The sequence below is a fragment of the Vibrio sp. 10N.286.55.E10 genome, assembly GCF_002872555.1.
In the GTDB taxonomy this organism is placed as follows: Bacteria; Pseudomonadota; Gammaproteobacteria; order Enterobacterales; family Vibrionaceae; genus Vibrio; species Vibrio crassostreae.
The window spans coordinates 333141-346683 of sequence record NZ_MCSD01000035.1; the positions used below are offsets into that span (position 1 = coordinate 333141).

13 protein-coding genes are annotated in these 13543 nt (G+C 44.4%); 5 read left to right on the forward strand and 8 right to left on the reverse strand.

What is annotated here, in order from left to right; translation table 11 throughout:
* Positions 1-140: 140 nt before the first annotated feature.
* From glpD to BCV39_RS17975, 5 genes are all read right to left on the reverse strand, one after another.
* The gene (glpD, locus tag BCV39_RS17955; protein ID WP_102431543.1) at positions 141-1700 is read right to left on the reverse strand and encodes a glycerol-3-phosphate dehydrogenase; all 1560 of its coding nucleotides are present in this window, start codon (positions 1698-1700) and stop codon (positions 141-143) included.
* Positions 1701-1971: 271 nt separating this feature from the next.
* On the reverse strand, positions 1972-2757 hold the full coding sequence (locus tag BCV39_RS17960; RefSeq protein WP_102431544.1) for a DeoR/GlpR family transcriptional regulator: 786 nt from the start codon (positions 2755-2757) through the stop codon (positions 1972-1974).
* 260 nt (positions 2758-3017) lie between these two features.
* Complete coding sequence (gene glpK, locus BCV39_RS17965) at positions 3018-4538, reverse strand: glycerol kinase GlpK (RefSeq protein WP_102431545.1); 1521 nt, start codon at positions 4536-4538, stop codon at positions 3018-3020.
* Between the two features lie 59 nt (positions 4539-4597).
* Positions 4598-5452: an MIP/aquaporin family protein gene (locus BCV39_RS17970; RefSeq protein WP_102431546.1), complete on the reverse strand. Its 855-nt coding sequence runs from the start codon at positions 5450-5452 to the stop codon at positions 4598-4600.
* A gap of 451 nt (positions 5453-5903) precedes the next feature.
* Positions 5904-6335, reverse strand: a complete 432-nt coding sequence (locus BCV39_RS17975; RefSeq protein ID WP_102431547.1) for a PACE efflux transporter — start codon at positions 6333-6335, stop codon at positions 5904-5906.
* Between the two features lie 128 nt (positions 6336-6463).
* Between BCV39_RS17975 and BCV39_RS17980 the strand changes: the two genes are divergently transcribed.
* A complete protein-coding gene (locus BCV39_RS17980) occupies positions 6464-7351 on the forward strand; it encodes a LysR family transcriptional regulator (RefSeq protein ID WP_102431548.1) in 888 nt (295 codons plus the stop codon).
* Positions 7352-7443: 92 nt separating this feature from the next.
* Here the strand turns inward: BCV39_RS17980 and arsB are convergent, their stop codons facing one another.
* Together arsB and BCV39_RS17990 are read right to left on the reverse strand one after the other, a co-directional pair.
* Entirely contained in the window at positions 7444-8499 is a 1056-nt protein-coding gene (gene arsB / locus BCV39_RS17985) for an ACR3 family arsenite efflux transporter (RefSeq protein ID WP_102431549.1), read from the reverse strand.
* Between the two features lie 102 nt (positions 8500-8601).
* On the reverse strand, positions 8602-8943 hold the full coding sequence (locus BCV39_RS17990; protein WP_102431550.1) for a winged helix-turn-helix domain-containing protein: 342 nt from the start codon (positions 8941-8943) through the stop codon (positions 8602-8604).
* Positions 8944-9262: 319 nt separating this feature from the next.
* Between BCV39_RS17990 and BCV39_RS17995 the strand changes: the two genes are divergently transcribed.
* The 3 genes from BCV39_RS17995 to BCV39_RS18005 all read left to right on the forward strand — a co-directional run bounded on the left by BCV39_RS17995 (position 9263) and on the right by BCV39_RS18005 (position 12130).
* Positions 9263-10060, forward strand: a complete 798-nt coding sequence (locus tag BCV39_RS17995; RefSeq protein WP_102431551.1) for a Cof-type HAD-IIB family hydrolase — start codon at positions 9263-9265, stop codon at positions 10058-10060.
* Positions 10061-10239: 179 nt separating this feature from the next.
* A complete protein-coding gene (locus tag BCV39_RS18000) occupies positions 10240-10887 on the forward strand; it encodes a DsbA family oxidoreductase (RefSeq protein WP_102431552.1) in 648 nt (215 codons plus the stop codon).
* Between the two features lie 34 nt (positions 10888-10921).
* Positions 10922-12130, forward strand: coding sequence for a crosslink repair DNA glycosylase YcaQ family protein (locus BCV39_RS18005; RefSeq protein WP_102431553.1), 1209 nt, complete (start codon positions 10922-10924; stop codon positions 12128-12130).
* A 65-nt stretch (positions 12131-12195) separates the two neighbouring features.
* On the opposite strand, the gene BCV39_RS18010 is transcribed toward BCV39_RS18005, so the two are convergent.
* Positions 12196-13134, reverse strand: coding sequence for a LysR substrate-binding domain-containing protein (locus BCV39_RS18010; RefSeq protein ID WP_099167042.1), 939 nt, complete (start codon positions 13132-13134; stop codon positions 12196-12198).
* 106 nt (positions 13135-13240) lie between these two features.
* Here BCV39_RS18010 and BCV39_RS18015 point away from each other — a divergent pair, with 106 nt between their 5' ends.
* Entirely contained in the window at positions 13241-13543 is a 303-nt protein-coding gene (locus BCV39_RS18015) for an antibiotic biosynthesis monooxygenase (RefSeq protein ID WP_102382778.1), read from the forward strand.

Genomic DNA, 13543 nt, shown 5'->3' on the forward strand with positions numbered 1-13543 from the left:
TTCGGGAGTTTTTTTTCTGCATTCCAGTCCCTACCTGAACACATAAGCTTGGGTTTCATTGGATATAAAAAAAGCTTAGCGCGGGGGACGCTAAGCTTCGTTGTTAAGTATGTTCTTGAACCATGTTTAGGCTGGTGGGATTAGCCTACTTGAGAAAAGCTCACTACCTTGCTTTGTAGCTTCTCTTTCAGGTAATCCGTTACTGCTTGCTGCTCTGATTCACTCATGTACAGGCCAAGCTTGGTTCTGCGCCACAAGATGTCTTCGTCAGTCATCGCCATCTCTTCATTGATCAAGTAATCGATTTCAACTTGATAAACGCCATGGGCTTCGCTTGAGAATTGGCTACCAAGGTCAGCTTCGCAATCTGCGCCTTCCAGTAGTTTCCACGTGTAAGTACCGAATTGAGTCACGTAGCGAAGTAATAGCGCTTCAGATGCCCAAGGGTATTTAGTGTGGATCATCTTCGCAAGCTGTTCTCTGCTGCAACTAAAGTTACCACCTGGAAGCGTGTTGTTGGCAGTCCAAGGCGCACCCATATTGGTTAGGTGTGGTTCTAACTTCTTAAGTGCTGCTTCGCCGAGCTTACGGTAAGTGGTTAATTTGCCACCGAAGATCGAAAGCAGTGGCGCTTGATCTAGCTCTGCGTCCAACTCCAATGTGTAGTCACGAGTGATCGCTTGTGGTGAATCAGATTCATCGTCACAAAGCGGTCTTACACCACTGTATGTCCAAACTACATCTTCACGGCCAAGCTGTTTAACAAAGTGTTGGTTAACAATATCAATCAAGTAATCCACTTCAACATCATCAATTGCGACGTTACGCGGGTCGCCTTTGTATTCAAGGTCGGTAGTGCCGATGATCGAGAACTTATCTAGGTAAGGGATCATGAACACAATGCGATTGTCTTTGTTTTGCAGAATGTACGCTTGTGGTTCGTCATGAATGCGTGGCACAACAATGTGTGAGCCTTTGATCAGACGAATATTACGAGGCGAAGCCTGCTCTAGTCCATCATCAAAGAACTGTTTAACCCAAGGACCAGCAGCGTTAACAAGCGCTTTTGCTTTGCGTTCAAAGCGTTGGTTTGTCATGACATCAAGGATCGTTACATGCCAAATACCACCTTCACGGTGCGCTTTTTCAACACGGCAGTAGTTACGTACTTCTGCGTTGTTCTCTTTTGCTGCCAACACGTTGAGCAATACCATACGCGCATCATCAACCCAGCAATCTGAGTATTCGAAACCGGTCTTCATTTCTGGCTTCAGTAAACCTGATTTAGCCAAGTTCACCGTTTTACTTCCAGGAAGCGTGGTGCGTTTACCCAAGTTATCGTAAAGGAATAGGCCGCAGCGGATCATCCAAGCTGGACGTAAAAATGGTCGATGAGGTAAACGGAAACGCATTGGTTGAGCAACATGAGGTGCTTTTCTTAACAATACTTCGCGTTCTGCAAGCGCTTCCGAAACCAAACGAAACTCGTAATGTTCAAGGTAACGTAAGCCACCGTGGATCAGTTTTGAACTTGCAGATGAAGTAGCAGAAGCAAAATCATTTGCTTCGTATAAGCCAACGTTGAGACCGCGACCTGCTGCATCTGCCGCGATACCTGCACCATTGATGCCGCCGCCAATCACGATCAAGTCTAAAGTGGAAGATGTACTGTTGTTTGAATTATTTTGTTGAGCACTCATGATTTTGACCTCTTTCTGAGCGAACGAGCATTTTAGAACATAAGTGAATCCTATCTTAACTTTCGTTTGCGGTCATTTATTATTTTCGTTTATGCTCGTTTTATGTGATTTGCGCATAAAAAAACCTCTGCTTATGAATGCAGAGGTTCAAATAAAACTTATTCGAGCATAGAAGTGACACTGGTAGTGAGCAAGTTTTACTTTTTTTAACTTTTCTATAAAGAATCGTGATTCATTTAAGAAAGTGGCGTCACTGAGCACTTATGTTGAGTTATTCGCTCACAGGACGAGCGGTATCGATGACTTCTAACGGAATGTCTGAATCTTTAAGGATGTTAAGAATCTCTTCCGGCGGCTGCTTATTAGTAAACACCATGTGTGCCTGAGAGATATTGCCGAGCTTAACCATCGCGTTACGGCCAAACTTAGTGTGGTCGACGGCTAAGAAGATACTGCGGCTGTTTTCGATGATGGCTTGTTTCACTCGAACTTCATGATAGTCAAAATCGAGCAGTGAGCCGTCAAAGTCGATACCACTGATCCCTAAAATGCCGAAATCAAGACGGAACTGTTTAACGAAATCTAGTGTTGCTTCACCCACGATGCCGCCATCACGGTTTCTCACTTCGCCACCCGCCAAGATAACCTTTATCTCTGGGTTTGGAAGAAGGATGCTGGCAACGTTAATGTTGTTGGTGACAACTCGTAATTGTTTGTGATTTTTATTGAGCGCGCGCGCCACCGATTCTGGCGTAGTGCCGATATCAACGAACAAGGTTGCACCATCTGGAATGTGTTTTACCAGCTCGTCGGCAATCACATCTTTTTCATTGAAGTTAAGCGCTTTACGCGTGTTGTAAGAGGTGTTTTCTGAGCTAAGAGGAATGGTTGCACCACCGTGATAACGACGGATTTTGTTGCTATCAGCCAGCTCATTGAGGTCTCGTCTGATGGTTTGTGGGCTGACATCGAATTTTTCAACGAGCTCTTCTGTGCTCACATATCCTTGTGTTTTTACCAGGTCTACAATCTGCTGGTGTCTTGGTATCTGCTTCACTTAACTTACCACTCCCTGCACGCTATGGGTTCTAGCGCGTCACAATCGAAAATATTAACTCGCGCTATTGTGCTCGAATTGATGAGGAGAGAGAAGTAATGATGGTAAGGAATTATGTCCAAACCGCAAAAACGTTGATCAAAACATGAAAAATTGGCTCCAAACGCAAAAAAGAGCACAAAATAGTGCTCTTTTTAGTTTCGTTTACTGAGGAACGAACAATTCAATCGATAAGAGAGTGATTATTCGAACGCTCGATTTTACTCTTCGTCGTCATCGTGCAGTTCAGACCAAACTTGTGCACACTTGATTGCACGCTTCCAGCCTTTGTAACGGCGGTTACGCTTCTCTTCGTCGTGGTGTGGCATGAAGGTGCGGTTCAGAACGGCTTTGTCTTGAAGCTCGTCAATGCTGTCCCAGAAACCAACCGCTAGGCCAGCAAGGTAAGCGGCACCCAGAGCAGTCACTTCCGTTACTTCAGGGCGGTGAACTTCTGTATCTAGCACGTCTGATTGGAATTGCATTAGGAAGTTGTTCGCTACTGCGCCGCCATCAACACGTAGATTGGCGAGCTTGATACCCGAGTCCGCTTGCATCGCGTCTAGTACGTCACGAGTTTGGTAAGCAATACCTTCCAGCGTTGCACGGATGATGTGGTTCGAGTTAACACCACGAGTTAGACCAACAATCGTACCACGAGCGTAAGCATCCCAGTATGGTGCACCTAGGCCAGTGAATGCAGGAACCACGTAAACGCCGTTTGAAGAGTCTACTTTGGTTGCGAAGTACTCAGAGTCTTCTGCGCCAGCCAGTAACTTCATCTCATCACGTAGCCATTGGATTGATGCACCGCCCATGAATACCGCACCTTCCAGTGCGTATGCAGGTTCACCTTTAGGGCCACATGCCAGTGTTGTTAGTAGGCCGTTTTTCGAGGTTACTTTCTCTTGGCCTGTGTTCATCAGAAGGAAACAACCTGTGCCGTACGTGTTCTTCGCTTGGCCAGCTTCTACACACATTTGACCGTAAAGTGCAGCTTGTTGGTCACCCGCAATACCCGCGATTGGGATACGAGTACCGCCTTTACCACCAAGGTTCGTTTGACCGTAAACCTCTGAAGAGCGTTTCACTTCAGGCATCATGACTGCTGGAATGCCCATTTCATCAAGTAGCTTTTGATCCCAGCATAGGTCGTTGATGTTAAATAACATAGTACGTGACGCGTTAGTGTAATCCGTAACGTGTACACGTCCTTGAGTCATCTTCCAAACCAACCAAGTATCAACCGTACCGAATAGCAATTTGCCTGCTTCAGCGTCTTCGCGAGCACCTTCAACGTTGTCTAGAATCCATTTTACTTTGGTACCTGAGAAATACGGGTCAAGGACTAAGCCAGTATTGTCACGTACGTAGTCTTCTAGGCCACGTGCTTTTAGGTCTTCACAGATGTCTGCTGTACGGCGACACTGCCATACGATTGCGTTATAAACAGGCTTGCCTGTCTCTTTGTTCCAAACAATGGTGGTTTCACGTTGGTTAGTGATACCAATGCCTGCTAGCTCATCGCTGCGGATGCCTGCTTTAGCAAGTGCTTCAACCAATGTAGAGCTTTGAGTCGCCCAGATTTCCATTGGATCGTGCTCAACCCAACCGGCTTTTGGATAAATCTGAGTAAATTCGCGTTGAGAAGAGCTTACGATGTTTGCATCGTGGTCGAGGATTACAGCGCGAGAGCTTGTGGTGCCTTGGTCTAGGGCAACAATGTATTTTTGCTCGGTCATGGTAAGAATCCTTTTTCTTTTGTTATTTATATTTTAGTAAATGTAAGGTCGCTTAGGGATTAAGCTTGAGCTTGTTCAGCTTCTTCTTCTGTTTCACATTGGTTTGGAATTGTGCAGCCTTGGCCTTCAATTGGTAGGTAAGCACCGATAACACGTGGGTACAACCAACCACCAAAACACGCACCAGCAATTGGAGCAAGAATTGGTACGATGAAGTAAGGAATATCACGAGCACCGCTTAGTGCGAAATCCCAACCAGCAAAGTAAGCGAACAGTTTTGGTCCGAAGTCACGAGCAGGGTTCATTGCAAAGCCCGTCAGTGGACCTAAAGAACCACCGATAACCGCGATAAGAATACCGATCAGTAGAGGGTTCATTGCACCGCGAGATGCGCCGTTGTTCTCATCACCTAACGCTAAAATGGCAAACATCAACACTGCAGTAATCACGAATTCCACAGCAAAAGCGCCGAAGAAAGAGAGTGAAGCATGTGGGTAAGTCGAGAAGATACCAGCAGTTGATAGTGCGTCTTGGCTGCTACGAACGAAGTTATGTGCGATTTCGTAGTCAGTAAATAGGTTGCTGTACAGGCTGTATACCAGCGCAGCAGAGCAGAATGCGCCAAGCAGTTGCGAAATGATGTAAGGCACCACTTTCGCTTTATCAAAGCCATGGAACATCGCCAGTGCAATGGTTACGGCTGGGTTGATGTGTGCGCCTGAAACGCCGGCAGTACAGTAAATTGCGATCGCAACACCGAAGCCCCAGATGATGCTGATTTCCCATTGTCCGAATGTCGCACCGGTTAATACCAGAGCGGCCACACAGCCAACGCCAAAGAATATGAGTAATCCTGTACCGATAAATTCAGCCAAGCATTGCCCAAATAAAGAAGGGTGTTTGTTTGTTGTCATGTTCGAGTCCTTTTTAGTTTTGCTTATCTAGCACGTGTATTGTGCATATATTTGCGAACTCGAAAATAAACGAACATCAAAAGTGAGCGTTTGAGCATAAAATTGTTAATTAAAGTCACTTGAAATGTTAATCCGAACACTTTTGCTCGGAAAAGATGCTCGCATGAACGTCATTGCTCGAATGGATGTGTTGCGAAGCCGCTCAAACTACCTATATGTAAATGAATGCGCAACTGGTACGAGGAGTTTATGTTTGGATTTGTGATGCTACTTCGTGAGTGGCGGATTATTAGACTTAATTAGGGAGGGCTGTGTGATGTTTTTGCTATGTAACAGGGGCGTTAACAAATGAGCTTATATGCATAAATGAATAAATAAACTGCCAACTACGGTGTCGTTTGGCAGTTTAATTTGGGTGTATGTTCTTGTTATACGAGACGAACTTACCGCTCTAAACCAAAGCGGCCACTTTCCCTTTCGCAACCAATTGATCTCGAACCGAGTCATACGCCCAGTTGAACGCAATCGCGTAAAGTACGAAGAAAATAACTAGGCCGATGTCCATGATCAGTACGGTTAGGAAGTCGAGTTGTAGAACCCACATCAAGACAGGCAAAGTCACTGTCATCAACCCAAGTTCAAAACCTAACCCATGCAGAATACGTATTTTCTTGGTTCGCTTACTGCGGTCGGCTCCGAAGATTTTGTCATAGCCGTAGTTATAGACATAGTTCCAACCCATTGCTATCAGCGACATAGCGAGTGCTAAACCCGCCATTTCACCTGCGCCATTTCCTGTAATATAGGTTGCAAGCCCTGCCATCAAAACCAAAGCTACCAATTCAAATAGTACCATGTGCAACATGCGTTCTTTATGTGACATCTATTTACTCTCTTTATGTTTTTCTAGCCTCAATGGGCTAATGACTTGGCTAGATAATATCTTCTTAGGTGATATTATAAAGATAGTTACTATCACATTTGGTGATGGTAAGTTTTGGAAGAAGCCGAATGTATAACATTGAACAGCTTAAAATGTTTGTGTATGCCGTTGAATTAGGGTCATTTTCTGCCAGTGCTCGTCATTTGGGTAAAGTGCAGTCGGCGGTAAGCCAAGGCATCAGCAATCTTGAAATAGATTTCAATGTAGAGTTATTTGATCGTTCGACTCGCAAACCTTCGCTGACGAAAGAAGGGGAGCAACTGTTTAAACAAGTGAAAGCAATCGTCCTTCAGGTTGAAGATCTCAATGCTTCCGTTAGTGCGATAGGAACTGGCGAAGAAGGGCTTATTAAAATCGCATTAGACGATTCCTTGTTGGTCCCTAATCTATCTAGAATCCTAAGTGAATTCAGCCAACATTTCCCTGCGACAGAGGTTGAGTTGATCGCTTGTACCACCACCGAAGTGAATCCCTTTGTAGTTGAAGAGAAGGCAGACCTTGGTTTGATGTTCACCAACTTGGCTTTTGATGTAGGTTCTGAACCTTGCTTTATTGGGCATTTGCCGTTTGTTGCTGTGTGTCACCCAAGCCACAAGCTAGCCAAAACAGGTGTCGCGAAATTGTCTGATTTGTTGCCACATCGTCAGCTCATGCTAAGGGGCGATAAAGGTAAGATGATGGATCAGTTTCCGCTGATCGCCGGTAAGGTATGGTGGTCAAACAGCTTTATCGTCATCAAAGAAATGATCCTTGGCAGTGATGTCGGCTGGGCGTACTTACCTAAACACCTTGTTGAAGAAGAGCTGAGTAAACAGCGTTTGATAGAGGTGAACGTTTCATTTGACCACAAAACGTGGTCACCTCCGGTTGATCTGGTTTTATCCAAAACACGCTCGAAAGGTCCTGCATTGCTATGGCTTGAACAAGCATTGAAAGGCCTATTAGACGAAACATAAGCTGGATGAGACTTAAATTGGATGAACTAGAATAAAGAAAAGGCTCACAAAGTAATTTGTGAGCCTTTCTGTTTAAAGCGATACACGATTTTCTAGCTCGTAGGTTTCACTGTTAGGCCGTTGTAGTACTTGTCTTTCATCTTAAGCGCAACGTTCACTAGGTAAATCAATACTGGCACTTCAATCAGTGGACCGATAACGCCTGCAAACGCTTGGTCTGAATTGATACCGAATACTGAGATAGCAACGGCAATCGCTAGCTCGAAGTTGTTGCCTGTCGCTGTGAATGCGATTGATGCGTTCTTGTCGTACTCAATGCCCATCTTCTTGCCAATGAAGAAGCTGATGAAGAACATCGCTGTGAAGTAGATAGTCAGTGGAACAGCAATCAACAATACGTCCATTGGCAGTTCAACAATCATCTCGCCTTTTAGGCTGAACATCAGCACGATAGTCGCCAGTAGAGCAATCAGTGTGATTGGTGAGATACGTGGAATGAACACATCGTTGTACCACTGCTCGCCTTTCATCGACACTAGGATCTTACGGCTTAAGAAGCCCGCTAGGAATGGTATACCTAGGTAGATAAGAACACTGTGTGCAATATCGATCATTGAGATATCAACCATCATGCCTTCGTAACCAAATACTGGTGGAAGAACGCTGATGAATAGCCACGCCATAAAGCTGTAGCTCACCACTTGGAATGCACTGTTTAGAGCAACTAATGCCGCACCGTATTCTTTGTTACCACCGCCGATGTCGTTCCAAACCAGAACCATTGCCACACAACGAGCAAGACCAATCAGAATCACACCGACCATGTAACCAGGGTGGTCACCTAAGAATGTTAGCGCCAACACAAACATCAGAATTGGGCCGACAAGCCAGTTCATGATCAAAGATAGTTTGATCGCTTTCTTATCTTTTACCACGGTGCCTAGCAGGTTGTAGTTAACCTTAGCCAGAGGTGGGTACATCATTAAGATAAGGCCAATTGCCAGTGGAATGTTGGTTGTGCCAACAGACATTGATTCGTTCCACTGTTCGATTTGTGGAAACAAGGTGCCAAGCAGTACACCAATGCCCATGGCGATGAAGATCCACAGCGTTAAGTAGCGATCGAGAAAACCTAATTTTGGTTTCATTATATTATCTCTTTGGTTGTTATCGTTAATCGTCGAAAAACGATATTTAAAGGCAAAAAATACGCTTAGTTTATTGTGTTCGACAAACTAAGCGTGGTTAATCTATTTTAAAATGGTGTCGATAAGCGATTCAAATTGCTGAATATTATCTCGGTTAATGCGATAGCACATCTTCGGTGGTATCGATTCAGCAGTGATGAAGCCTGAGGTTTTCAAGACTCTTAGGTGCTCTGATACTGTTGATTGAGCCAAACCTAATTCACTCACCAAGTCACTGTTCAAACAGCCGCCCGATTTTTCTAACGTTGAAAGGATACTCAATATACGAACTCTTGCCGGGTGAGCGAGCGCTTTCGCTAGAGTTGCCATTTGCTTTTCAGCTTCGGCATCACCATGTCCGATTGGCAGAGCACAGCCACCAGTTGTAGAGCAAGTTTCGTTCATATTGATGTTTCGCTTTCCATAATCGTTAAAAGACGATTAATGGTAAGCCTATTTCTTTTATTGGTCAACGCGAAATTTAAAAGTCGGCCTAAATTGGCATATTAAATCAGTCGTTTTAGTTAAGCTGATGCTCGCTTTCTTATCTGTTTTCGCCCCCTTATTACGCATAAACAAGATCTTAGATTTAAACGAAGAAATCGACCGAAAAGCATTGCATTCACTGGCTACTCTAGCGATATAATCGAGCGCAGTACCGTTACACAAGATAACGAAAAATCATAATTTACACTTTAATCTTTACTTATAGGTAAGCCCTGAAATGCCACAACAGAACATCAAATTTATCGCTGCTGATATGGACGGCACTCTGCTTAATGAGCACGGAAAGTTAGACCCTGAATTTTTCAATCTTTACGAACGACTAGAAGCTCAAGACATCATCTTTGCTGCGGCATCGGGTCGTCAGTATTACAGTCTGATGGAGACGTTTGCTCCGCTAAAAGATCGCATGATGTTCGTTGCTGAAAACGGCACGTTGGTCATGCACAAAGGCCAAGAACTCTACAGCTGCTTGCTTGATACCGATGCCATCAAAGATATCATCAAAGAAGCGCGTGCTATTGAAGGCGCACATGTGGTGTTATGTGGTAAGAAGTCAGCATACATCGAAACCAAAGATGAGCGTGCTTTAGCGGAAATCTCTAAGTACTACCATCGCCGTGAGCAAGTAGAAGACTTACTGGCGGTAGAAGACGATTTCATCAAGGTAGCTATCTGTCACTTTGACGGTTCACAAGAGAAAGTGAACCCAACTATTGATGCCAAATTCGGTGAGAACTACCAAGTGGTGGTAAGTGCAAAAATTTGGTTAGATGTGATGAACGCTGAAGCGTCAAAAGGTGCGGCGATTAAGCACCTACAAAACACATTAGGCTTCACTTACGAGCAGACCATGAGTTTTGGTGACTACCTCAATGACTTGGAAATGCTTAAAGAGAGCTACCACTCTTACGCAATGGAAAACGCACACCCTAAGTTAAAAGAGATCGCTCGTTTTGGTGCGCCAAGTAACGTCGATGCAGGTGTGTTTCAAGTGCTTGAGAAACTGCTAGCGTAACGCGGTTAAGCTCAATCCGATTTTTATCAAAGCCAACTCGTGAAGATGAGTTGGCTTTTTTGTTGGCTACTGGTGCATCGAGTTAAATTTGAACGAGTGTTCATCTTGTTGTAGTCTGATTAGAAAGACGGGTATTCAGTTGTATTGGATGCGCCTTATCAACGACATTTGGAATGACGATGAGCAAGAAACTTCAACTTGATATTATTTCTGACGTAATGTGCCCGTGGTGCGTGGTCGGTTACAAAAATCTAGAGCAAGCCGTTTCAGAACTCGGCTTAGAACAACAGATTGAACTTGAATGGCAGCCGTTTGAGTTGAATCCGGATATGTCGCAAGAAGGCGAAAACCTGCGTGACCACATCATGAGAAAATACGGTTCAAGTGCAGAAGAAAGCCAACGCTCACGTGAGCAACTGGTAGCTCGTGGCAAAGCTGTTGGATTCGATTTCAATTTCTATGACAGCATGAGAATGGTGAATTCACGTCACCTACATGTGCTGCTTGATTTTGCTCTAGCGCACGGTAAACAGACTGAGTTAAAGCTACGCTTTTTCACGGCGCACTTTTCAGAGCAGAAAGATCTGTCTGATCTTGAGGTTATCGCGCAAGAACTTGAAGTGGTTGGCTTAGACTCAACGAAGGCACTGAAGTGCCTAAAGAACATCGATAACTTGAAGCAAATTGAAGCGCAAGAGTTTGAATGGCAACGCATGGGAATCTCAGCGGTTCCTACCGTGGTATTCAACCGAAAGAGTGCAGTGACGGGTGCGCAGACGGTCGAAACGTACAAGCAAATTCTTCAAGAACTTATTGCTGAATCATAAGCCAATTATTGGTATCAATTAGAGTCTGAATTACATGGAATCATTGTCACTCGCTCAAGCGCAAAAAATTGTATTGCTTTCGCAAAAGCTGCCGCCTAAGAAGCTGTCCCCAAAGAAGCAACGCAATGGCGGCGCTTTGGCGAACACGCTGTCTGCGATTGAAAACCTTGGGTATGTGCAAATTGATACTATCTCTGTGATTCAGCGAGCTCACCATCATACGCTGTGGAATCGTAATCAAGACTACCAACTGAATCATCTTGATAAGTTGTTAGATCGTCGAGAAGTGTTTGAGTATTGGTCGCATGCCGCCGCGTATTTACCCATGCGTGACTACCGATTCAGCCTGCATCGCAAGAATGGCTTTGCGAGCGGTAAGCTTAAGCATTGGTATAAAAAAGACGACGCACTGATGGCGCATGTTCTCAAACGTATTGAGAGCGAAGGGCCATTAATGGCGAAAGACTTTGAAGGGGATAGACCAAACCCCGGCGGATGGGGCGGTAAACCTGCCAAACAGGCACTAGAGACTTTGTTTATGCAAGGTGACTTAATGGTGCCGAGCCGAGTGAACTTCCATAAGGTGTATGACCTAACCGAACGAGTTTTGCCGAGTGGTATTGATACCTCAGAACCAACGGAACAAGAGTACATCGAGCATCTAATTACGCGTTATTTAGAAGCTAATGGTGTGGGAATAGCGTCGGAAATGAGCTATCTACTCAAGAACACAAAACCTCTGATTCAGACAACACTCCAGCGGATGCTTGAAGATAAGCAGTTGATGAAAGTGGATATTCAAGGCTCGGATTATTATGTGTTGCCGGATGCTTTTGAGCTGTTGAATCAACCTCTTTCTAGAACCAAGTTAAAGATACTCTCGCCATTTGATAACTTGCTGATTCAACGTAAGCGAATGCAATCATTGTTCAACTTTGATTACCTTCTTGAGTGCTATGTTCCAGAAGCTAAGCGCCAGTTTGGTTATTTTAGCTTACCGATTCTCTGGCAAGGTGGGCTGGTGGCACGAATGGATTGTAAGGTCGATAGGAAGACCCGTTTACTCAATATTCGTAACTTGGTTGTTGAAGACAGAGTTAAAACTCATGAGTCATTGATTTACGCTTTATGCGAAGAACTAAAGCACTTCATGGTGTTTAACCAATGTGATGAAATGATCGTCCATAACACCACGCCCTCTGATCTTGGCAAGCGCTTAATGAGCCATTGGCAAACAGTCTAGCGGCTTTGTTGTTAAAAAAACTCTTCGTTACTTAGAAGCCTCTTTACTAATTCGTCAGCGCTTAGTTACTCAGAAAGAGTAGCTAACAAGAATTCGACAAAGGTTCGGTTCTTCAATGACAGTTGCTTAGTTTTGTACAACAAGTGGATCGGTTTAGGTAACGGTGCCATGCCGGGCAAGATCTCCAATAGCATTCCACGCTCAATTTCTTCTGTAACTAAGATAGTCGGCTGTAACAACACGCCTACGCCTTGCAGGGCTGCATATCGCAACACATCCCCATTGTTTGACATCAAACGTACTTGCCCTTTATTCCCCGCGTTAAGTGTTGCTTGGTGGTTCTGAGGGGCTAGGAGTTGCGACTCACTGTTTTGATTATTACGTAGTTGAGTATCACGACCATTCACATCACGACGACTGCTATAGCTGAAGCCAAGTGATGGGTGTTGTGCGAGATCTTCTAACACGCAGATCTCAGCATGTTGGTTAAGGTACTCAGGAGCCGCGCAGTAACACATCTCATAATCCCCTAAGTATCTGGCGACTAAACTGGAGTCAGACAGGTCACCGATTCGCACGATCAAATCAATATCGGATGAATAAGGATCGACAAGGTCGTTGTTCAGCACGAGTTCGACATTAATCGTTGGGTGATGCGCGAGGAACTTAGCCACAATCGGGGCAAGCACCTTGTTCCCATAGGTGACCGGGCAGTTTATCTTTACCGTCCCTTGTGGTTGGTTTTCCAAGGTTTGAATTAGGTTTTCAGCATTGCTGATGTCTTCGAGAATTCGTTTACATTCTCGATAATAAAGCTGACCTGAATCGGTTAAAGACTGCTTACGCGTGGTGCGATGAATCAGTTGAGAGTTGAGGCTCGATTCAAGATGATGGACATGTTTACTGATCATGGTTGCCGACAAGTTGAAGTGGTTGGCGGCACTGCGAAAGCTGCCTTGCTCTACCACGTAAATGAAGACTTTCATGCTGGTTAACTTATCCATTGAACACTCTCGGTTGATAAATAATAAACAAAAGGTGAGTTTATCAATTATTAGGGGTTAATTATATTAATGGCAAACCGATAATTAACTAAAATAAGAGCGTGAAATGCCTCAAACGAATGAAACCATCTTTGTCACTGCCGAACTTAAGATTAAAACCAATATTGATCGTGAGGCTGCGATTGAAGCCATCGAACAGTTTTGCCTAGATATGAAGAGTGAGCCGGGCTGCTTACAAGCGATTGCAACTTATGATCAAAACCAAAGCGATCGTGTGATTTTGCTTGAGCAATACGCAAACCGTGAAGCGATCAATCAGCATTTTGTGATGCCTCATACTCAAGCGTTTATTGAGCGTGATATAACGGAATTAGTACAAGCATTTGAAACTCATAAGAAGGAGATCTAA

Bases quoted from the DNA above. Each gene is read 5' to 3' on its own strand.
- glpD (WP_102431543.1), bottom strand. From the start codon at position 1,700: ATGAGTGCTCAACAAAATAATTCAAACAACAGTACATCTTCCACTTTA.
- glpK (WP_102431545.1), bottom strand. From the start codon at position 4,538: ATGACCGAGCAAAAATACATTGTTGCCCTAGACCAAGGCACCACAAGC.
- BCV39_RS17970 (WP_102431546.1), bottom strand. From the start codon at position 5,452: ATGACAACAAACAAACACCCTTCTTTATTTGGGCAATGCTTGGCTGAA.
- BCV39_RS17975 (WP_102431547.1), bottom strand. From the start codon at position 6,335: ATGTCACATAAAGAACGCATGTTGCACATGGTACTATTTGAATTGGTA.
- BCV39_RS17980 (WP_102431548.1), top strand. From the start codon at position 6,464: ATGTATAACATTGAACAGCTTAAAATGTTTGTGTATGCCGTTGAATTA.
- arsB (WP_102431549.1), bottom strand. From the start codon at position 8,499: ATGAAACCAAAATTAGGTTTTCTCGATCGCTACTTAACGCTGTGGATC.
- BCV39_RS17990 (WP_102431550.1), bottom strand. From the start codon at position 8,943: ATGAACGAAACTTGCTCTACAACTGGTGGCTGTGCTCTGCCAATCGGA.
- BCV39_RS17995 (WP_102431551.1), top strand. From the start codon at position 9,263: ATGCCACAACAGAACATCAAATTTATCGCTGCTGATATGGACGGCACT.
- BCV39_RS18000 (WP_102431552.1), top strand. From the start codon at position 10,240: ATGAGCAAGAAACTTCAACTTGATATTATTTCTGACGTAATGTGCCCG.
- BCV39_RS18005 (WP_102431553.1), top strand. From the start codon at position 10,922: ATGGAATCATTGTCACTCGCTCAAGCGCAAAAAATTGTATTGCTTTCG.
- BCV39_RS18010 (WP_099167042.1), bottom strand. From the start codon at position 13,134: ATGGATAAGTTAACCAGCATGAAAGTCTTCATTTACGTGGTAGAGCAA.
- BCV39_RS18015 (WP_102382778.1), top strand. From the start codon at position 13,241: ATGCCTCAAACGAATGAAACCATCTTTGTCACTGCCGAACTTAAGATT.